Source organism: Acidisoma sibiricum (assembly GCF_057837225.1).
In genome coordinates this window covers 228,063-247,183 of record NZ_JBYQFD010000002.1, presented here as the reverse complement: position 1 = coordinate 247,183, position 19,121 = coordinate 228,063, and the positions used below count along the sequence as shown (strand labels likewise).

At 64.1% G+C, this 19,121-nt stretch carries 18 protein-coding genes; 2 read left to right on the top strand and 16 right to left on the bottom strand.

The window, feature by feature from the left end; genetic code table 11:
• Positions 1-4: 4 nt before the first annotated feature.
• The 4 genes from AC3G7M_RS19560 to AC3G7M_RS19545 all read right to left on the bottom strand — a co-directional run bounded on the left by AC3G7M_RS19560 (position 5) and on the right by AC3G7M_RS19545 (position 4,336).
• The gene (locus tag AC3G7M_RS19560; protein ID WP_489217053.1) at positions 5-1,021 is read right to left on the bottom strand and encodes an ABC transporter permease; all 1,017 of its coding nucleotides are present in this window, start codon (positions 1,019-1,021) and stop codon (positions 5-7) included.
• Positions 1,022-1,035: 14 nt separating this feature from the next.
• The gene (locus AC3G7M_RS19555; RefSeq protein ID WP_489217051.1) at positions 1,036-2,649 is read right to left on the bottom strand and encodes an ABC transporter substrate-binding protein; all 1,614 of its coding nucleotides are present in this window, start codon (positions 2,647-2,649) and stop codon (positions 1,036-1,038) included.
• 40 nt (positions 2,650-2,689) lie between these two features.
• Entirely contained in the window at positions 2,690-3,931 is a 1,242-nt protein-coding gene (locus AC3G7M_RS19550; protein WP_489217049.1) for an aminotransferase class III-fold pyridoxal phosphate-dependent enzyme, read from the bottom strand.
• Between the two features lie 81 nt (positions 3,932-4,012).
• On the bottom strand, positions 4,013-4,336 hold the full coding sequence (locus AC3G7M_RS19545; protein WP_489217047.1) for a (2Fe-2S) ferredoxin domain-containing protein: 324 nt from the start codon (positions 4,334-4,336) through the stop codon (positions 4,013-4,015).
• Positions 4,337-4,522: 186 nt separating this feature from the next.
• On the opposite strand from AC3G7M_RS19545, the gene AC3G7M_RS19540 reads away from it, so the two are divergent.
• Together AC3G7M_RS19540 and AC3G7M_RS19535 are read left to right on the top strand one after the other, a co-directional pair.
• Positions 4,523-5,308, top strand: a complete 786-nt coding sequence (locus AC3G7M_RS19540; RefSeq protein WP_489217046.1) for an SDR family oxidoreductase — start codon at positions 4,523-4,525, stop codon at positions 5,306-5,308.
• 11 nt (positions 5,309-5,319) lie between these two features.
• Positions 5,320-6,000, top strand: a complete 681-nt coding sequence (locus AC3G7M_RS19535; RefSeq protein WP_489217044.1) for a maleate cis-trans isomerase family protein — start codon at positions 5,320-5,322, stop codon at positions 5,998-6,000.
• 198 nt (positions 6,001-6,198) lie between these two features.
• On the opposite strand, the gene pdxA is transcribed toward AC3G7M_RS19535, so the two are convergent.
• The 12 genes from pdxA to AC3G7M_RS19475 form a co-directional block, all read right to left on the bottom strand.
• Complete coding sequence (gene pdxA, locus AC3G7M_RS19530; RefSeq protein WP_489217042.1) at positions 6,199-7,212, bottom strand: 4-hydroxythreonine-4-phosphate dehydrogenase PdxA; 1,014 nt, start codon at positions 7,210-7,212, stop codon at positions 6,199-6,201.
• On the bottom strand, positions 7,209-8,462 hold the full coding sequence (locus AC3G7M_RS19525) for a four-carbon acid sugar kinase family protein (RefSeq protein WP_489217040.1): 1,254 nt from the start codon (positions 8,460-8,462) through the stop codon (positions 7,209-7,211). The genes pdxA and AC3G7M_RS19525 overlap by 4 nt, the downstream gene beginning before the upstream one ends.
• Complete coding sequence (locus tag AC3G7M_RS19520; protein ID WP_489217038.1) at positions 8,459-9,223, bottom strand: SDR family NAD(P)-dependent oxidoreductase; 765 nt, start codon at positions 9,221-9,223, stop codon at positions 8,459-8,461. The genes AC3G7M_RS19525 and AC3G7M_RS19520 overlap by 4 nt, the downstream gene beginning before the upstream one ends.
• A 9-nt stretch (positions 9,224-9,232) precedes the next feature.
• Positions 9,233-10,111 (bottom strand): N-acyl homoserine lactonase family protein, encoded by an 879-nt coding sequence (locus AC3G7M_RS19515; RefSeq protein ID WP_489217036.1) that lies wholly within the window; start codon positions 10,109-10,111, stop codon positions 9,233-9,235.
• Between the two features lie 37 nt (positions 10,112-10,148).
• Positions 10,149-10,670 carry a hypothetical protein gene (locus AC3G7M_RS19510; RefSeq protein WP_489217034.1) on the bottom strand — a complete coding sequence of 174 codons (522 nt, stop codon included), beginning with the start codon at positions 10,668-10,670 and terminating at the stop codon, positions 10,149-10,151.
• Positions 10,667-11,710, bottom strand: a complete 1,044-nt coding sequence (locus AC3G7M_RS19505; protein ID WP_489217033.1) for a LacI family DNA-binding transcriptional regulator — start codon at positions 11,708-11,710, stop codon at positions 10,667-10,669. Before AC3G7M_RS19505 ends, AC3G7M_RS19510 begins: the two co-directional genes overlap by 4 nt.
• Positions 11,711-11,728: 18 nt before the next feature.
• On the bottom strand, positions 11,729-13,015 hold the full coding sequence (gene hisD, locus AC3G7M_RS19500; RefSeq protein WP_489217031.1) for a histidinol dehydrogenase: 1,287 nt from the start codon (positions 13,013-13,015) through the stop codon (positions 11,729-11,731).
• A gap of 70 nt (positions 13,016-13,085) precedes the next feature.
• The gene (locus tag AC3G7M_RS19495; protein WP_489217029.1) at positions 13,086-14,306 is read right to left on the bottom strand and encodes a sugar ABC transporter substrate-binding protein; all 1,221 of its coding nucleotides are present in this window, start codon (positions 14,304-14,306) and stop codon (positions 13,086-13,088) included.
• A 50-nt stretch (positions 14,307-14,356) separates the two neighbouring features.
• Positions 14,357-15,382, bottom strand: a complete 1,026-nt coding sequence (locus tag AC3G7M_RS19490) for an ABC transporter permease (protein WP_489217027.1) — start codon at positions 15,380-15,382, stop codon at positions 14,357-14,359.
• The gene (locus tag AC3G7M_RS19485; protein ID WP_489217025.1) at positions 15,379-16,377 is read right to left on the bottom strand and encodes an ABC transporter permease; all 999 of its coding nucleotides are present in this window, start codon (positions 16,375-16,377) and stop codon (positions 15,379-15,381) included. Before AC3G7M_RS19485 ends, AC3G7M_RS19490 begins: the two co-directional genes overlap by 4 nt.
• A complete protein-coding gene (locus tag AC3G7M_RS19480) occupies positions 16,374-17,906 on the bottom strand; it encodes a sugar ABC transporter ATP-binding protein (RefSeq protein ID WP_489217023.1) in 1,533 nt (510 codons plus the stop codon). The genes AC3G7M_RS19485 and AC3G7M_RS19480 overlap by 4 nt, the downstream gene beginning before the upstream one ends.
• Positions 17,906-18,853 (bottom strand): 3-hydroxyacyl-CoA dehydrogenase, encoded by a 948-nt coding sequence (locus AC3G7M_RS19475; protein ID WP_489217021.1) that lies wholly within the window; start codon positions 18,851-18,853, stop codon positions 17,906-17,908. The genes AC3G7M_RS19480 and AC3G7M_RS19475 overlap by 1 nt, the downstream gene beginning before the upstream one ends.
• Positions 18,854-19,121: the final 268 nt, after the last annotated feature.

Sequence of the window (19,121 nt, the reverse complement as noted above, 5' to 3'; positions counted from 1 at the left end):
GCGGTCAGGCCGCCGACCGCATGCGCGGATCGACCGCCGCATAGGCGATATCCGTCAGCAGATTGGCAATCAGAAAGCCGAGGCCGCCCACGATCGTAACCCCGGTGATGGCGGGATAGTCAAGCGCGCGGGCGGCATCGACGGCATAGGAGCCGATGCCCGGCCAGGAGAAGATCGTCTCCACCAGCACCGACCCGGTGATGAGATAGGCAAAGGTGAAGCCCAGAATTGTCAGCGCCGGAATCAGCGCATTGCGCAAGGCGTGGTTGAACAGCACCCGTCCCTCCCCGGCCCCTTTGGCCCGCGCCATGGTGACGAAATCCTGGCCGAGCACATCCAGCATACTGGCGCGGACCATGCGGGCGACGATGCCGGTAACCGACCAACCCAGCACCAGCGACGGCAGAATCAGATGCTGGACGGCATCGACGAAACCATCCCAGTCGCCCGCCACCAGCGTGTCGATGAGCATGAAACCCGTGACCGTCGGCGGCGGATCGCTACGGATATCAAGCCGCCCCGGTCCGGGCAGCAAATGCGTCTGCACCGAAAAGAGGAAGAGCGCGAGCAGACCCAGCCAGAACATCGGCACGCAGGAGCCGAGCAGCGCGAAAAGCCGCGCCGCATGATCGGCCGCGGTATCACGAAATTGCGCAGAGACGACGCCGAGCAGAATGCCCGTCACGGCACCAACGATCATCGCGCAGATCACCAGCTCCAAGGTGGCGGGCAGGCGCACCGCCAGATCCTGCAGCACCGGCTGCTTGGTGCGGAAGGACGTGCCCAGGTCGCCATGCGCCAGATTGTCGACATAGATGAGATAGCGTTCCGGCACTGACCGATCGAGCCCCCAACGCGCCTTGGCGGCAGCAACGATATCGGGGTTGTCGAGCGCCCGCGCACCGATGATCGATATCAGCGGATTGCCCTTGGTGAACTGCGCCAGAACGAAGGTTGCCGTGACAATGCCCAGGATCAGGAACGGCATAAGAACAAGCCGTTTGAGGATGATCCTGAGCATCGCGCGCGGCCGCCTTAGTGCTTCACGATTTCGGCGAGCGGCAGGTTGCAGCAGGCGCTGTAGCGCATGCCGCTGATATCCTTGGCATAGGCCAGCACCAGATCGGGGCTGACGATGGGCAGAATGATCTTATCTGCGATCATCTGCAGGCCGATCGCCTGATAGGCGGCTTCCTGCGCCGGGCCGGCCGCAGCTAAAGCCTTGTTGAAGGCCGTGAGTTCCGCCGCCCCGTCCAGACCCGGCGTGGTGCCCACGCCCGCGCGCTTGCCCCAGGGCATGCCGGCCATCATGCCGAAATATTGCGCATATTGCGCGCTACCGAAGTAGTCGGGGGCGAAGAAACCAATGGTGAAGGGCACGCCAGGACTGTCGATATCACCAACCCAAACATTGAAGGTCTGCGGCTTCAGCACCAGGGTCACATCGATCTTGGCCAGATCCTGCTGCAATTTCTGGGCGAGCAGGGAGATGTCGATGCCATAGACATCCATCGCCGGAAATTCGAGGCCAAGCTTGAAGCCGTTCGGGTAGCCGGACTTGGCGAGCAACGCTTTGGCTTTCGCCACATCCGTGACCGGCGCCGGCAGATCGGCAGTCCCGGGAAAGCCATTGGGAATGGCGGAGGGCTGCAGGTTGCCCGCGCCACCCACCGTAAAGTCGATCGCGCCCTTGTAGTCGATCGCGAGTGCAATCGCCTCGCGCACATCATGGGTCAGGGGCACCGGCGCGCCCTTCGCAATCGGGCTGAAGGCAGCATAGACGTAATTGTAGGATGGCACGGTCTGGAAAACGATATTCGGATCATGGATCGTCTTCGCCGTATCGGGATCAATCTGCATGGCGATATCGGCCGCACCTGACTGCAGCATCTGCGCCTGCGTCACCGCATCCGCCGTCTGCTTGAGGATGACGCCGCTGACGGAGGCCTTCTTGCCCCAGTAACTATTATTCCGCTTCAGCCGCAGCGCATCGTCGGCACTATAGCTTTGCAGCACGAAAGCGCCGCTGCCCGCGGAATGGGACAGGAACCAGGTGTCGGCAGTATCGCTGGTGGCCGCATTCGCGTCCGCATTGGCGCCATGCGCCATGGCGAGCTTGCTGTTGATGATGCCGACATAGGTTGCCGACAGAATGCCCAGGAATTCCGAATTCGGCGTCTTGGTGGTGACCACCAGCGTATGCGGGTCCTTGATGTCGATGGATTTTAGACTGTCCATCAGATAGGCAGCGCCACCCTTGATATTCTTCAAGCGCTCCATCGACCATTTGACATCGGTCGCAGTGACCGGCGTACCGTCCGAGAAGGTCGCGGCCGGGTTGAGATGGAAGGTGAAGGTGGTGACATCGGGGCTCACCTCCCAGCTGGTCGCGAGATCCGGCACAATCGTCTTGTTGTCAGGCCCGAGCGTTAGCAGCGTGTCATAGACAGCCGAGAGATAGATCTGACAGGTATCGCAATAGGCGCGGGCGGGGTCCAGCGAATTGAGGTCCATGGCGCGCGCCACCACGATCTCGCTATCGGCCGCTTCGGCATGGGGCGCGGCGATCAGCGCAGCGCCCGTCGCCATGATCATCAGAGAGGCCGCAGACAACAGGCCCCGCCGCCACAGATTTCTAGTCGCCATCATCACAGACTCCGTTGGTTGACGTCGTTGCGGGCGTTAGGCGTCAGTCATGAGCCGGAGCGGCCGCGCGGGCCGCCTTGAAACCATGCTCGGCCGCATCAAGGGCGCGGGCGATGTCTTCCTCCGTGTGTGCGGCCGAGAGGAACATATTGTGCAGCGGATGGAAGTAGACGCCCTGCCGGATGGCCGCCGCACAAAAAGCGAAGCCTTTGCGATGATCGGCATCGTCATCGAACAGCACCATCGGCATTTGCACCGGGCCGGTCTGGCGGATGGGCAAGCTGTATTGCGCGCTCAAATTTTCCAGCCCGTCACGCAGGCTCTGTCCCAGGCGCGTCATATGGCCGACGCCGTCATCCCGCCGCAGCACGCTCAGCGTCGCGACTGCCGCCGCCATGGAAATCGCTGAGCACCAGAAGGAGCCGGTGGTGAATATGGATGAGGTGGCATCGCGAAAGCGGTTGTTGCCGGTGACGGCGGCCAGGGTAAAGCCATTGGCGATGGCCTTGCTCCAGGCCGAAAGATCGGGCTGCACACCCACATTCTCCCAGCTACCTCCAAGGTTCAGGCGAAAGCCCGCCCGCACGTCATCCAGAATCAGCGCCGCATCCGCCGTGTCGCATAGCGCGCGGGCGGCTTTAGCGAAAGCCACCGTCGGCAGGTTCTGGTCTTGGCCGTAATCATGCTGAAAGGCACTGACGATAATGCCGGCCAGGTCATCGCCGGCCTCGGCCACCGCCTGCTCCAGGCTGGCGATGTCATTATAGGTATAGGTCAGGATATGGGCGCGGTCCTCGGCCGTAACACCCACCAGCGACGGCGAGCACCAGGGCACGGCGCCATGATAGGCTCCCTTGGCGACCAGGATTTTGCGACGACCCGTGCCGGCCCGCGCGACCGTCACCGCCGTCGTCGTCGCATCCGTGCCGTTCTTCTGGAACTGCGCCCAGTCAGCATGCGGCACGATCTCCACCAGCATCTCGGCCAGCTCAACCATCGCTTCGCTCGGGCCGTTCAGGCAATCGCCCTGCTCCCACTGGCGGCGCGCGGCGGCATCCACTTCCGGGTGGCGATGGCCGAGGATGACCGGTCCCCAGCTGCACATGAAGTCCACATATTCGTGACCGTCCACGTCCCACAGCCGGCTGCCGGCCCCCCGCGCAAAGAATTGCGGGTAGCCTTCGGGCAGCGCCACAGCGTTCATATGGCCCCACATGCCACCGGGCACGACGGCGCGGGCGCGCTCACGCAGACTGATATCGCGGGAGTTGGTCAAGCTGGACATGGGGTTCCCACTGCCTATTGGTCAGGGGAGCCTAGGGAGATCGGAATGAGCCGCCAATCAGCCGAAAGTAAGACCTGCGGCCTAGGTTTGCCCGTCAGACCCGCAATCCGTCGTCAGAATCTGTGTCAGCACATCCTCCACGCCCTTGGGCACGGAGAGAATGCGCCCGGGTGCCCCGGTATTGACGACCGCCACCGCCTTCTTGGGACAAAGGCCCAGGCAAGGAACCTCCACCAGCCGGACGCGGCGGCCCTGTCCCTGGGCTTTCAGCGCGCTGCGCAGCACCTCCCGCAGGCCCTGGCGGCGGTCAGGCCCATAGCCGCCCTTCATCTTGCCGGAGCATTTTCGGCACAGCAGAATGACATTGGTCCAGGGCGTCGGGCGTGACTGAACGAGACGGGGCATGACAGAAATATGGTGATGCAATGGCCCAGGGTAAGGGATCACAGCAGCTCATTGCCGCCATCTGTCATCGTATGGCTGATCAAGACCCATCCTTGATCGAACGCCTCGATGGCGTAAGCTTCTCTCTCGCATCGCGCGGACGGCCGCTGCCCGTCCATCCTCCGACCAGCCCGCAGGAGCCCATCCGTGGATCTTCAACTTTCCGGCAAGACCGTCCTCATCACCGGCGCTTCGCAAGGGATCGGAGCCGGCCTCGCCCGTGCTTTTGCCGATGAAGGCTGCCATCTGCATCTGACCGCCCGCAGCGTGGAAAACCTTGGTGCGCTGCAGGCTGAGATCGCCGCCACCGCCCCATCCGTGCAGGTCACGCTTCACCCGGTAGACCTCACCGGCCACGGCGCCTGCGCAGACCTGGCCCAAGCCGTGGGCGACGTCGATATACTGGTCAACAACGCCGGCGCGATTCCGGCGGGCTCACTTTTCGATATCGATGAGGCAAAATGGCGCGCGGGTTGGGAACTCAAGGTCTACGGCTATATCAACCTCTGCCGCATTTACTATCCGCGTATGAAAGCCCAAGGCGGCGGCGTCATCGTCAACAATATCGGCAATGGCGGTGAAGTCTGCGACCCGAGCTATATGGCCGGCGCTGTCGGCAATGCCGGCCTCATGGCCTTCACCCGCGCCCTCGGCGGATCAAGTCTTGACGATAATATTCGCGTGGTTGGCGTCAATCCCGGCCCGGTCGATACGGACCGCATCTACACAATGCTTAAGAAGCGCGCGCAATCTGTTCTGGGCGATGCCAGTCGTTTTCAGGAAATTGCGGCCAAGTATCCGCTCGGCCGCCCGGCCCATGTGCATGAGGTCACCGATCTGATCGTCTTCCTCGCCTCCTTCCGCTCCGGCTATACCAGCGGGACGATTTTCACCGTCGACGGCGGCATCGCCTCCCGCCGGTCCATCGTATAAGGATGCTGACCATGTCACGACCACGACGGCTTGGCATGCTTGTGCCCTCCTCCAACACCATCCTGGAACCGGTGACCGTCGGCTTGTTGCCGCCGGATGGGTCGGTCACCGCGCATGTCTCGCGCCTCCGCGTCCTGCGCATCGCCGATGATGACAGCACCCAGAGCCAATTCGATAGCGAGCCCATGCTGCAGGCGGCAGACCTGCTGGCGGATGCCAAGGTTGACCTCATCCTGTGGAACGGCACGGCCGCCGCATGGCTGGGCTTTGCGCGGGATGAGGCCATCACCACCACCATCGCGGCGCGCACCGGCATTCAGGCGACCACCGCCGTCATCGCCCTCAATCAGCGTCTGCAAGATCTCGGCGCGCGGCGCATCGGGCTGGTCACGCCTTACGTCGCTGACATCGAACGCCAGATCATCGCCAATTACCGCGCAATTGGCATTGAGATTGTCGCGGCCGCGCGCGCTGACCGCACGGATAATGCGAGCTTCGCGGACATCGCGCCTGATGAGGTCGCTGCTATGGTGCGACGCGTGGCGGTGGCGCCGCTCGATGCGATCCTCATCCTCTGCACCAATATGGCCGGCGCGCCGGTCGCCACAGCGCTGACCGCAGAACTGGGCATCCCGGTGCTGGATTCCGTGGTCGTGGCGGTCGAACATAGCCTGGCACGGCTTGCGGCCTAAACCGGCATTCCGGCATCCTCCGGGTCTTCCAGATCCACGTTCGGCGCCCGCAGCTCGGCCGTTACTGATCGCTCAGGCCATCAGGCCTCCCATCGGTGCCGGATCAGGACCCAGGCTGGCTCAACCGATGGGAAGAGACGCAAACGGCTCTATCGGGCCCATTGGCGGCCGCCCTGTTGTCGCCTTCGCGGATTGTCGTCAGTGCCGCCGTATCGGCGCCAGCGCCACGGCCTGGCGCAAGGCCTCCACCAGCGAGCGCTCGTCCGCTACACCGCGCCCGGCAATGTCGAAGGCCGTGCCATGATCCACCGAGGTGCGGACCACCGGCAGCCCGATCGTGACATTCACGCCCGATTCGAGGCCGAGGACTTTGATCGGTCCATGGCCCTGATCGTGATACATGGCGACCACAAGATCATAATCGCCCCGTGCCGCCAGGAAAAACAGCGTGTCGGCCGGTAATGGTCCGGTGACCTGCCAGCCGCGCGCCTGACAGGCGCGAACGGCGGGGGCGATCTTCTCCTCTTCCTCCCCATACCCGAACAGGCCGTTCTCTCCGGCATGAGGGTTGATACCGCAAACGCCGATACGGGGATCGGGGATGCCGGCAGCGACCAGCGTCTGGTGTCCGCGCGCGATCGTGCGCTCCACCAGGCCGGGCTCGATGCGGCGGATAGCATCGATCAGGCCGATATGCGTCGTCACATGAACCACGCGCAGCTTTGGCGAAACGAGCAGCATGGAGACTTCCGGCGTGCCGGTCAGATCCGCGATCAGCTCGGTATGGCCGGGGTAGATATGACCGGCCATATGCAGCGCTTCCTTGCTCAATGGCGCGGTGCAGATCGCGTCCGCCTCATGCGCGCTGACCAGAGCCGTTGCCCGCTCAATATAGCGATAAGCCGCCTCACCCGAAATGGCGGAGAGCGTTCCGAAGGGATGCCCTTCCGGGATCAGGCCAAGATCGATGCAATCAACCACGCCGATCTGATAGTCCCCATCTGCGGCTGTCGCGCAGACATGGACGGCAAGGTCCAGGCCGCAGATCCCGGCTGCTTCCCGCAGCCGTGCCGCGTCACCCACCACCAGCGGCCGGCATAACGCATAGACGTCTGGCCGCGCCAGTGCCTTCATGATGACTTCGGGCCCGACGCCCGAGGCGTCTCCCATGGTGATCGCGACGATAGGGCGCGTGTCCTGGACTAACGTCATCGAGCGGTCTCCTGTCGGCGCAGATCACGTAAATAGTTGAGGCAGCGCCGTAGCGTTTCGGCGTTGCCGAAGCCGCCGGCCTTAGTCACGATCGGGCAGTGGATGGCGCCTTGGGTCATGCCCCAGGGCATTCCTGGCTCGATCTCGCCCAGCAGCCGGATGGCCGTCACGCCAAAGCTTTGCAGCAAGGCCCGTGCGGTTTCTCCCCCGGTCGCGAACAGCGCGCCAAGGGCGGGCGCCGCCGGCGCCAGCAGCCGCGCCAGACCGGCGGCGATCACCGCCCCTTCGGCAAGATCCGGCGCTTCGTCCGCTACAATCGTCACCAGCACATCCGATCCGGCGGCCAAGGTCGCTGCGATCTCGTCCGTCATCCCAGACGCGGCGGCTGCCCGCAGGAGATGGGCCGGAATGGCCACCGGGCGCACGCCGGCATCCGCCGCCAGCACGGCCGCGGCCGCGCGAGAGGCTTCCGCAATGCTGCCGACGACGAAGAGATTGCCCCCGCGCAAGCGCGGCACGGCCGGAGGCGGAGAAGAGGCCCGCGCCGGCATGGCTTGCGCCAGCGCAAGCGCCAGACCGCCAGACCCGGCCCAGACAATCTCATCCTGCAAAGGGAGACCCGCCGCCGCCATCCGTTCAAGATCGTCGGCTGTCTCTGCATCGCACAGCACAACCTCCGTCCTGTCCTCCGCCGCGGCACGCAGCCTGCCCCGCAACTTCTCAGCGTCCCCGCGCACCGTCTCCACCCCCAAGGGCAGGACACGCAGCCCCTCCGCACGCAGGATCGCGGCAAGATCGGCCGTGGGGTAACTGTGGTCGCGGGCCCAGAGTGCCGTGTCCGTCAGCGGCACGCCATGGAGAAAGACCTGGCCGCCCTGCATGGTCCGGCCAGTCGCCGGAAAAGCCGGGGAGAGCAGCGTCAGTCCCGCCTTCCCCGCAGCGCGCCGTTGCCCGATCACCGCCGCGATTTCCGCTGCCGGTTGGCCGCGCAAGGTGGAATCAATCTTTTTAAACAGGCGCCGACCCGAAGGCGCGGCGCGGCCGAGCACGACCCTGAGCACCTCAGCTGCCGCAGTGGCGCTCAGCCTGCGACTGTCGGTATCGATCGCAACCGTGCCTGTCGATGGCACCGCGCCGTTCCAGAGAACGGAGGCGCCATCGCCCACCGCCGCGAAAGGGACCGCACAATCGCAGGCGCCGGTGAGATCATCCGCGAGAATGAGCCAAGCCGGCGCGGCCGCATACGTCATTCTGCCGTCCATCCACCATCCAGCATGACAGCCGAGCCGGTCATCAGGCTCGCGGCATCGGATGCCAGAAACACCACCGCGCCCATGATCTCCTCGATCTGCCCCAAGCGTCCGAGTTTGATACGGCCGATGACGTCGCGGGCGAAGGCTTCGTTCTCGAAGAAAGGCTTTGTCAGCGGCGTTTCGATGAAGGTCGGGCACAGCGTATTGACGCGAATGCCGAGCGGCCCGAGTTCGATCGCCATCGCTTTGGTCAGCCCCTCCAGCGCGTGCTTGCTGGCGCAATAAACCGTCCGGTTGCGGCCACCGACATGGCCCATCTGGCTTGACACATGGATGATGGACCCTGGCTTGCTGTCGTCGCGCAGGCGCCGCGCCACGGCCTGCGACACGAAGAAAGCCGCGCGCAGATTGAGCGCCATCACGGCGTCGAAATCACCAAGCGCCACATCCAGAAACGCGGCAGGCCGATTAGTGCCCGCGTTGTTGACCAGAATATCGAACGGCTCCTGCGTGGCGATGGCGTCCTGCACCGCATCGGCATCCAGCACGTCCAGTACCAAAGCCCGCGCCGCGCCGCCGGCGGCGCGGATGCTTTCTGCCACGGCTTCGATTTCCTCCCGGCTGCGCGCGGCGAGCGTGACGGCGGCACCTGCCTCGGCAAGCGCCGCCGCGCAGGCCACTCCAAGCCCGCGCCCCGCGCCTGTCACCAAGGCGCGCCGCCCGTCCAGCCGCATAGAGGGAAGCCGTGGCAGTTGCATGCTGTGTCCTTAGCTCACTTTGCTGCTCTCGCCCTCGGCGAGGGTGATTTCGGTGATAACAAGCCCCCGATCCGTGGTCCGGGAGGGGAAGACTTTGGGCAGATCGGCCTCATGGATGGGGATGACACGGTTCGTATCGCCACCCACCTCCTGCACCATCTGGTCCGTCGCCAGCATCAGATTGGTCTGGCTGCCCATGCCAAGCCCCACCGGCAGGTATTGGGGGTCGGCCTCATCCCATCCGCGCAGATTGTCGAACGAATAGACAAGGTCCCCGGCAAGAATCCAGCGGTCCTCGGTGCCGGCACCGGTCGAATTGCGCACCGTCACATACATCGACCCCCAGGTATGGGTATCGAAAGCCGCGCGCAGATCGATCCCTGGCAGCACATCTTCCCGGTCGCCATCGATCGCGACGAGCCGCCCTTGCCGCGCGAGATCGACCACGCGCAGCACGTCACCCGGATCGGTCGCGACCATCAGCCAGCGGAACTTGCGGTCCAGCGCCATCGCCCAGACCCATTTGGAAAGTTCGCGTTCCTGGATGTAGAATCGCGCATTCGGGAAATGATCGGTGCCCCCCATATGGTCGAAATGGCCGTGGGTGATGAAGACATCCGTGACCTCTTCGGGCGTTACGCCGCATTCTGCCAGGACAGTACGCGGATCGTGCCAGTGCTCCACCGCGAAGGCATCCGCCATGGCCTTGCCGTAGTCCGTGTTGTTGTAGCCGACATCGACCATGGCGGTGATGCCGTTGCCTTTGATCAGGACATAGCAGTAAGGCAGCTTGCGGTAGCCTTGATTATGCGCGCCATAAACAATACCGCTCAGATGATAGTTCTGGACATAGGCATATTCGAGAACCCAGATCGAATACTCGGCCATTTCTCTCCCCTTTTTTTATTTTATGGCTGTTGTTGGCTTAAATCTTGATGTGCATGGCGCAGCAGGACTGGCGCAGATCGACGACGGCAAAACCGGGCAAGGCCCGCGTGGCCCATTGCAGTTGCTGGTTCGCGTGGCGCAGCGCCTGCGTCACATCCTCCATCATGGGACCGTCCCACCGGTGCAGATCCCGCGCGGCGGCTTCCACCGCTTTGGACAAAGCACGCGCGGCCCGCATCAAGTGTCGGTGGTGATGGCGCGCGGCCTCCGTCGGCCGCAGGGCTGCCAAAGCTGAGACGACCTCGTCTCGGGCCTCTTCGATCAGCGCGAACATCGGGTGGCCTTGGGCGCTCCGTGCCCCGGCAGCTGCGAGGATGAGAAGGCCCGCGAGCTGTCCGCTGATGCGGGCGATGCCGTCGAACACAGCGCGCGCGCGCTCGATATAGTCAAGCGTGCGGTCATCAAGCCCTTCCGGCATCTCAGCCGCGCCAATATCAGGCGTCACCGCGACGCACAGGCCTGGCCGCGGCAGATGGATGCCGTCCTCGACCTGCCTCATGCGGCACCTCCCGTCGATCCACGACGAATCAGAGGCCCCGCAAAGACCTCATGGGCCGCCCCCGCCCCTACCCTGTTCATGTCCGCGCCGAGATGCGCGACCGTCGCCTCAATCATCACGCTGATCGGCTGCCGGACAGTCGTGAGCGCATAGGAAGGCCAAGCGGACATTGCAATGTCATCGAAGCCGACGACCGCAACATCTTCCGGTATGCGTAAGGACAGCGCCTGGCGCAGCGCGTCCATGCCGCCGAGGGCTGTGATGTCATTGGCGTAGAAAATGGCATCGGGTCGTGCATCCGCAAGTTTGAGCGTCGCCCGATATCCCTCCTCATAGCCATAATCGGCCGCCCCCTCCCGCGCGTGCAGCGGACAGCCGAGTTCGCGCAGACGCGTGACGAAGCCCGCCTCGCGTTCCGCATTGGTGGAGGTATCGGCCCGTCCCGCGACATAGGCGATGCGCCGCCGACCGAGCGCCACAAGGTGGTCTGCCACTGCCCGGCCGCCCGCCAGATTGTCACAGGAAACCGTCGTCACATCGGCACCGGGAACGGTGCGGTTGAACAGGATCGCGGGCCGGCCCGTCGCCGTCCAATCCCGCGCCATGGCAGAGGAAATGGTGGCGGAGGCGATGACCACGGCATCCACCTGATATTGCAGAAGAAGCGGCAGCTGGCTGTCCACATCCTCACCGGGCGGCGCGTGAAAGAGGAGCGTCTGCAGCCCGACCTGCTGCAGGGCGCGCGTCAATTGTTCGAGCAATTCTGGATAGAAGGGGTTGGTCATGCTCGCCATGACGATTCCCACGATATTGCTGCGCCGTGTGGATAGGCTGCGGGCGATGACATTGGGCTGGTAGCCGAGCGCCAGCGCCGCCGCCATCACCTTGTCCCGCATCGCCGGGGCGATGCTCGCCGTGGGGCTGAACGCGCGCGAGACCATGGACTGGGAGACGCCGAGCTTGCGCGCCAGCTGACGCGCGGTGACGGGCTGCCGCCCCGGCCGCAGCGCCCCGGCCGCCTTCTCCGACTGATCGTCCATCACACCCCACTGACCTGCTCACGCGGCGTTGCGGCCTCCGTAGCGACGGACCCGCAGATCCGCCTGAGCCTTGTGCCCCGCGAAATTCTCGATGGCGCAGAGACGCGAGCAATATTCGCCCACCAGCGCGCTCGCAGTCTCGTCCACCTCCTGATAGGTGCAGGTCTTGATGAATTTGCCAACCCAAAGCCCGCCGGTGTAGCGCGCGGCCTTTTTGGTCGGCAGTGTGTGATTTGTGCCGATGACCTTATCACCATAAGCGACATTGGTCTGCGGCCCCAGAAACAGCGCACCGTAATTCGTCAGATTTTCCAGGAACCAGCGCGGATTCTGCGTCAGCACCTGAACATGTTCCGAGGCGATGCGATCGGCCTCCTCCAGCAATTCCTGCTCGCTGTCGCACAGGATGACCTGTCCATGGTCCCGCCAGGCGACCGAGGCCACATCCGCGGTCGCCAAGGTTTCAAGCTGGCGCGCAATCTCCGCTTCAATCTGGTCCGCGATGCGGCGGGATGTGGTGAGCAGGATGGCGGGTGAGGTTGGCCCATGCTCCGCCTGGCCCAGCAGATCGGTCGCGCACATTTCGGCGTCCACACTGTCGTCGGCGATGATCAGGGTCTCCGTCGGACCGGCGAAGAGATCGATGCCGACCCGGCCGTAGAGCTGGCGCTTGGCTTCGGCCACAAAGGCATTGCCCGGACCTACCAGCATATCCACCGGCGCGATGCTGGCGGTGCCGATGGCCATGGCAGCGACGGCCTGAATGCCTCCCAGGACATGAATTTCATCCGCCCCCGCCATCGCCATTGCGGCAATCGTCGCCGCCGGGGCCTTGCCGCCGAGCGGCGGCGTGCAGGCAACCACGCGCTTGACGCCCGCCACCTTGGCGGTCAGCACGCTCATATGCGCGGAGGCAACCATGGGGTAGCGTCCACCCGGCACGTAGCAGCCGACGCTGGCCACCGGAATATTGCGGTGGCCCAGCCGCACGCCCGGCAGGGTCTCAATCTCAAGATCATGGATGGTAGCGAGCTGGGCCTCGGCGAAACGGCGGATTTGCGCCTGGGCAAATGTGATGTCCTCGATCACCTGGGCAGGCAGGCTCGCGATCAGGGAGTCGATCTCGGCCTGCGTCAGGCGGAAGGAGGCTGGGCTCCATTTATCGAAACGTTCAGAGAGGTCGCGGACAGCCTCATCCCCCCGGGCGGCCACATCATCCAAAATTCCTTCGACCGTCTGGCGGACCTTCCGGTCAGCCTCAGCGGTTTCAGCTGCAGTCTGGGCTTTCTTGAGGTATGTGATCATCCTGTCTTTCTCTCTATTGGGCAACCGGGTTCCAGGCACGCGCCCGAAACCCGGCATGCTGCCATGCCGCTCAGGGCTGGACGGTGGGCTGAACCTTGGTCAGAGGGTAGAGATTGGCGGGCGGATTGCAGTGGGCGCAATTGATGCCCGGTGTGTCAGGCGCCGCAATGACCGCTTGCGGCAGGGGCTGGATGGTCGCACCCGGCGTGGGTTTGCCTTCCTGCGCCGTCACCAGCGACAGTTCCGGCAGCAGAGTGGGCTCGAATACTTCCGTCACGAAGGAATCGGGTACCTTGCCCTGCGGGAAGGTATTGCAGCCGTTCTCGAATGTGTCGCTCGCACAAAGCTTCACACCCGATGCCGGCACCCAGGGCAGCGGATACTGAATATTGTGCGTGGTCAGATCACGCTTCTTTGTCAGCACTTCCATCATCAGCTTGAAGGCGTAGCCGGCGGTCGCCGGCGGCGAACCCGAGGACACGCCCTTCAGCCCGCGCGCCTGATAATCGGGGTTGGCCAGCGCCAGGCGGAAGCCGTTGGAATTTTCACCCGTCACCGGGATGAGCTTCTTCTGGCCCGTGGCAAGCAAGGCCTTGATGGCGCCATCCTCACCGGCCTGGGCCCAGATACCATCGACATCGGGATGCGCGGCAAGCGCCTTGGCGGTTTCAGACTGCGTCGTCTGATCGGACCACATGCCGTAGTATTCGGCGACGACCTGAATGCCCGGATATTTCTTGAAGATCGACATCGCGCCATCCGTGTGGCGCTTATCGACCGAATTGCCCGGCACGCCGCGGCTGAGGAAAATCTTGCCCTTGCCGCCAAGCTCATTGACGAGAGCCTGGGCGGTATTCTCGCCGAAGCCTGCGGTGATGTAGCTCACATTATAAGCGCAGGGTTCCGTCACCGTCGCATCATACATGAAGAACAGCACGCCTTTGGCGCAACCGCGCTTGATGATGCGGTTCAGCCCCGTGGGCGAGACGGGAAAGCTGATAATGCCCTGCGCACCAGCATCGATCATGCTTTGATAGGCTGAGATCTGCGCCTGCACGTCGGTGCCGGAAATCACCTCCCGCAGATCGACAAGTTTGTCATAGGGCGGGGTCGCGGCCAAAGCCTTCACGATATTCGCGGCCTCGCTTTGCCAGGCATTGCCGCTATAGCTCAGGCTGAGATAGATCTTGAGCTTCTCCTGCGCCTGGGCGGGGCCCGCGAGGGCCGCACCCAGCCCCAGGCCGCAGCCAAGCGCGAACAGCGCAGTCTTGAGTTTTGTCCAGCTTCGCATCGTTGTTTCCTCGATTTTCTTGTTGTTGGATCTAACCATTACCGCCTTGATCAGCGGCCACGCACCCTCAGGCGGACGAACCAGAGGGAGAGTTCTTCGCGCAGGACAACGAGCGCGACCAGGATCACCAGGCCATAGATGATGGTCCGCCACCCTTGCGCGATGCCGATGGAGGAGATGACCGTGGAGAGAGTTGTCAACAAAAAGGCGCCCGCCACAGCGCCGGCATAAAGACCCCGGCCGCCGATGATGGAGGTCCCGCCGATCACCACCGCCGCAATCGATGGGAGAAGGTAGCTATCCCCCATGGTCAGCGTCGCGCCGCCGCTATAGCCGACCATGAGGATGCCCGCGAGCCCCGCAGAAGCGCCGCTGATGGCATAGGTCAAAATCACGATCCGGCGCACCGGCATGCCGGCAATCGCCGCCGCCTCCGCGCTTGTCCCGATCGCATAAAGCCGCCGGCCGAAGGCGGTGGATTGCTGAAAGATCGTGCCGAGCACGCCAAGCACCACCATCAGCAGGATGACCCAGGGAATACCCAGAATGCGGTGGCTGAAGAGCGCGCCAAGCGCCGGGACGGACTGGCCCGATGGTGTGCCCCCTGTAATGCCGAGGGCCGCGCTATAGACAATAATGCCCATGGCGAGCGTCATGATGAAAGGCGGCACGCGGAAGACCGTGACGCCGATGCCGTTGACCACACCCACAACCGCCGTCACCAGCAGCACGGCGGGAATGCCCCAGATGAGATTGGGAACCGAACCGCCGATCCAGCTGAAGGTGAGGATACCGCCCATCGTCATCATCGATCCGACCGAGAGGTCCAGCCCGCCCAGGAGAATGACGCATTGCTGGCCGAAGGCGATGACCATGACGAAGGATGCCAGCACGATGATCGCCCGTGCCTGATCCCAGCCACCGAAGGACGGGCTGATCAGACGCGAGGCCAGGATCATGACGATGGTCACGGCGAAAAGCGCAATCACCGTCCAGACGTCGCTGCTGATGCGCCGGCGGGGGGCGCTGCGCTCATCCCCGGTCGGGCTTGTCTGGACGGTATCCATGCCGCTCATCGGCCCCGCCCCTCCGCGAGCCGTGCGGTGGCCGCACCGATGACGACAGCGAGGATCATGACGATGCCCTGGAATATGCCGGTGTAGAAGGACGAGATCCCTGCGGAGAACAGCACCTTCTGCAGCAGGGTCAGCGTGGCGGCGCCGATCATGGCGCCGACGACGCCGCCCCGTCCGCCGGTAAAGGCCGTGCCACCAATCGCGATGGCCGCAAACATGAGCAGCAGATAGGGCGTGCCGCCATTGGGATTGCCGGTGGCCGTCACGGCGCTGAGCATCAGCCCGGCCAAGCCATAGAGCACGCCGGCGGCGCAATAGGCGAAGAACTTGGCGCGGCGCACCGGAATGCCGGCAAGCGCCGCCGCCGTCTCATCGGCGCCGATCGCATAGATCGCAATGCCCCAATCGGTCTTGCGTAGCGCAAGCCATAGGAGAATGACGATCGCAGCGATGGCCGCGGCTACCGGAACATTGCCGGGCAGTACGCCTGAGAAGCCGTAGACGACGGCATCCGGCACCTGTCCGCCCGGCGCGTCCAGCACAAGCAAGGCGATGCCCGAGAAGACGATCATGGTGGCAAGGGTGGAGGCGATGGATTGCAACCGCACATAGGCGACAAGCCAGCCGTTGATCGCGCCCACCACGAAGCCGGTGACCACCGCAATGATCAGCGCGAGAACAGCCCCCCAGGCGCCATCCGGCAGGGTTGTGGCCAGCAGAACATTGGTCAGCGCGATCACGCCCGCGACCGAGAGATCGAAGCCGCGGGTCAGCACCACAAGCGCGCCGCCTGCCGCGGCCAGCGCCAGCGGCAGCGCATTGTTGAAAAGATCGGTCAGGCCCGAGGCGCTCAGCGTATCAGGCTGCTTGACCACCTGCACCACGAGCAGAAGCAGAAAAACCAGGAAAACGTTGACCGTGCCATTGGCCAAGGCGCGGCCTTTGCGGGGCGCGGCCATGGATCGGCCGGCCCGGGCGGTGCCTGTCGCACTCATGCCGCTTCCCTCCGGCTTTCACCATGCCCGGTCGCGAGCGACACCAGGCGTTCCTCAGTCATGGCAGCACCGGAGACTTCCCCCGTCACCCGGCCCTGGTAGAGGGTGAGGCAGCGATGCACGAGTTGGACAAGCTCCGCGAGTTCGGTGGAATAGATCAGCACGCTGCCCCCGGCGGCCACGAAATCGCGGATCACGCCATAGATTACCTGCTTCGTGCCGACATCGACGCCACGCGTGGGATCGAACAGCACAAGATTGCGCGCGCCAGAGGTGAGCACACGGGCGATCAGGGCCTTCTGCTGATTGCCCCCCGAGAGCGCGTCAATCCGCATGTCGAGATAGCGCGGTGCAAGCTCAACGCGCGCTGCTTCGGCGCGCACGGCGAGCGCTTCCCGACGCCGACTGATCAGCCCGAAGCGTCGCAGCCGGGCGAGAATAGGAAAGGAGATATTGGCGGCCGTGCCAAGTGTCAGGAAGATGCCCTCGGTCTTCCGCTCCTCCGGCACGAAGCCGATGCCCGCGGCCAGTGCTGCCGCGGGCGTCGCCGCCCGCAGCGGCCGGCCATCCACCTCGATACTGCCGGAGACCGGTGGCACCACACCGCCCAGCATGCGCAGGAGTTCACGCTGTCCCTGCCCTTCCAGGGCCGCGACGCCCAAAATCTCGCCCCGCCGCAGCGTAAAGCTGACATCGGTGACCGTGCGACCGGTCAGGCTGCGCGCGGCGATCGCGGGGGCGGCCGTCGTATGGTCAATCGCGGCCTGCCCGGGCTGGTGCCCCTCTGGCGCGCTGCCCACCATCATGCGGAAGATGTCCGCATCCTGCGTACCGGCGAGAGCGACGGTGCCGATGCTTTCGCCGTTGCGCAACACCGTGCCGCGCTGGCACAGCCGCCGCACTTCCGCCAGCCTGTGGGAAATATAGAGGATGGAAACGGCGCCTTCCGCCGTCACGCGCGCAATCAGGCGAAACAGCCATTCAGGTTCGGCGAGCGCCGCAGTCGGCTCATCCAGGATAAGCACACGCGGGCGATGGCTCAATGCACGCACAATTTCCAGTCTCTGCTTTTGCGCGAGCGACAAATCCCGCACCAGCGCGCGCGGCGGAATATCGGCGGCATCGAATTCACCAAGGATGGCTGACGCGCGTTCCACATTGCGGCGGCTGTCGGCCAGACCCATCCTGCCTTTGATAAGGGTCGGCAGCAGCAGATTGGTCGCGGCTGACAGATTGGGCAGCAGACTGAGTTCCTGAAACGCCGTGGACACGCCCGCCCGCCGTGCCTCCATCAATGACGCGGGTCTGTAGGGCGCACCATCCAGAAGCAGCGTGCCGCGATCGGGCCTGACGATGCCGCTCAAGATCTTCACGAGCGTGGATTTTCCGGCGCCGTTCTCTCCCAGCAGCGCATGCACTTCGCCCTGGCGCAGATCGAGCGTGACCTGGCGCAGGGCAATCGTGGCACCATAGGCTTTTGATAAAGTCTCGACCGTCAGACGGGCCGGCGGAGATGCCGCATCGCTCATTACGCTTCGCTCTCCATGTCCCGCTTATGGCGCGCCAGGGCCATCAGCCGGCGATCCCGCCAGGCCATGCGCGCCGCCAGCTGATGCTCCGGCAGCAGCGCCCGCCGCTCGGCCTCGACCTTGGCAATCAGCCGCTCGTCCCAAACCTCATGGGCAGCGGTTGCTGCGGCAATGCTTTGATAGAGTGGGCCCAACCGGCGGGCATAATCCGCAATGCCGCCCGGCGCATTCAGATCAATGGTCTCGAAAGGCCCCATAAAGCTCCAGCGCAGGCCTAGCCCGTGCTTCACCGTGCGGTCGATATCTTCGGCAGAGGCCAGACCCGCATCCACCAGCCGCCAGGCTTCCATGAGCAGAACGGCCTGTAGCCGGTTGAGCAGAAACCCGTCTGCCTCCCGTGTCATTTCAACCGGGATCTGCCCGACGGATTCCATGAGGCGGCGCACGCCAAGAATCGTTTCACGTTCGGTCCACGGCGCAGGCACGAGTTCGACAATGGGAGCCAGATAGGGCGGGTTGACGGGATGCGCGACAAGGCAGCGGGACCGGCAGGCGACATGATCGGTATAGGATGAGGCGGGGATGCCTGAGGAGGATGAGCCGACCAGCGTATCTGCCCCGATCACCGCATCGATCTCAGAAAAGATCGTGCGCTTGACATCCACTCTCTCGAAGACGCTTTCCTGGGCATAGCCAGCGCCGTCCAGCGCTTCGGCCAGAGTGCTGGCGGCCGTGATCCGGGCCAGGACGGCCGCCGGATCAGTGATCAGGCCGTTGCTGTGCAGATCGTCCAGGCTTGTCGCGATGAGGCCGCGGGCAGAAGCAGCGGTCCCAGCCTGCCCGTCATAAAGCGCCACCGTGCATCCGGCGCGAGCGAAGACGATCGCCCAGCCGCGCCCGACAAGACCGGCTCCAATGATAGCGATCTTGGAGATTTCGCCGACCACGTACCCTTCCCTGTCGCAGGACGAACCAAAGGTCCGCTGCCATGCGACCGTTATTATTTAATGCTCGGTGATGCTCGAGCTTTCTTGGACGATCGCACTTTATGCACTTTGCATACGGATGCAAGCGCTATTTGCATCCGTATGCACGCCACTGTCATTGGCGCTATATGGTGCCAGATCCGGGCGTTTCCGGGCCTGCCGGCAGCGGCACCTCCTGGCCGCCGCCCCCTGGGCGTCCACCCCTGCCAGGACAGATCGCCCAGCCCTC

Excerpts from the sequence above, each read along its gene's own strand:
- AC3G7M_RS19560 (WP_489217053.1), bottom strand. The coding sequence starts at position 1,021 with ATGCTCAGGATCATCCTCAAACGGCTTGTTCTTATGCCGTTCCTGATC.
- AC3G7M_RS19555 (WP_489217051.1), bottom strand. The coding sequence starts at position 2,649 with ATGATGGCGACTAGAAATCTGTGGCGGCGGGGCCTGTTGTCTGCGGCC.
- AC3G7M_RS19550 (WP_489217049.1), bottom strand. The coding sequence starts at position 3,931 with ATGTCCAGCTTGACCAACTCCCGCGATATCAGTCTGCGTGAGCGCGCC.
- AC3G7M_RS19545 (WP_489217047.1), bottom strand. The coding sequence starts at position 4,336 with ATGCCCCGTCTCGTTCAGTCACGCCCGACGCCCTGGACCAATGTCATT.
- AC3G7M_RS19535 (WP_489217044.1), top strand. The coding sequence starts at position 5,320 with ATGTCACGACCACGACGGCTTGGCATGCTTGTGCCCTCCTCCAACACC.
- pdxA (WP_489217042.1), bottom strand. The coding sequence starts at position 7,212 with ATGACGTTAGTCCAGGACACGCGCCCTATCGTCGCGATCACCATGGGA.
- AC3G7M_RS19525 (WP_489217040.1), bottom strand. The coding sequence starts at position 8,462 with ATGACGTATGCGGCCGCGCCGGCTTGGCTCATTCTCGCGGATGATCTC.
- AC3G7M_RS19520 (WP_489217038.1), bottom strand. The coding sequence starts at position 9,223 with ATGCAACTGCCACGGCTTCCCTCTATGCGGCTGGACGGGCGGCGCGCC.
- AC3G7M_RS19515 (WP_489217036.1), bottom strand. The coding sequence starts at position 10,111 with ATGGCCGAGTATTCGATCTGGGTTCTCGAATATGCCTATGTCCAGAAC.
- AC3G7M_RS19510 (WP_489217034.1), bottom strand. The coding sequence starts at position 10,670 with ATGAGGCAGGTCGAGGACGGCATCCATCTGCCGCGGCCAGGCCTGTGC.
- AC3G7M_RS19505 (WP_489217033.1), bottom strand. The coding sequence starts at position 11,710 with ATGGACGATCAGTCGGAGAAGGCGGCCGGGGCGCTGCGGCCGGGGCGG.
- hisD (WP_489217031.1), bottom strand. The coding sequence starts at position 13,015 with ATGATCACATACCTCAAGAAAGCCCAGACTGCAGCTGAAACCGCTGAG.
- AC3G7M_RS19495 (WP_489217029.1), bottom strand. The coding sequence starts at position 14,306 with ATGCGAAGCTGGACAAAACTCAAGACTGCGCTGTTCGCGCTTGGCTGC.
- AC3G7M_RS19490 (WP_489217027.1), bottom strand. The coding sequence starts at position 15,382 with ATGAGCGGCATGGATACCGTCCAGACAAGCCCGACCGGGGATGAGCGC.
- AC3G7M_RS19485 (WP_489217025.1), bottom strand. The coding sequence starts at position 16,377 with ATGAGTGCGACAGGCACCGCCCGGGCCGGCCGATCCATGGCCGCGCCC.
- AC3G7M_RS19480 (WP_489217023.1), bottom strand. The coding sequence starts at position 17,906 with ATGAGCGATGCGGCATCTCCGCCGGCCCGTCTGACGGTCGAGACTTTA.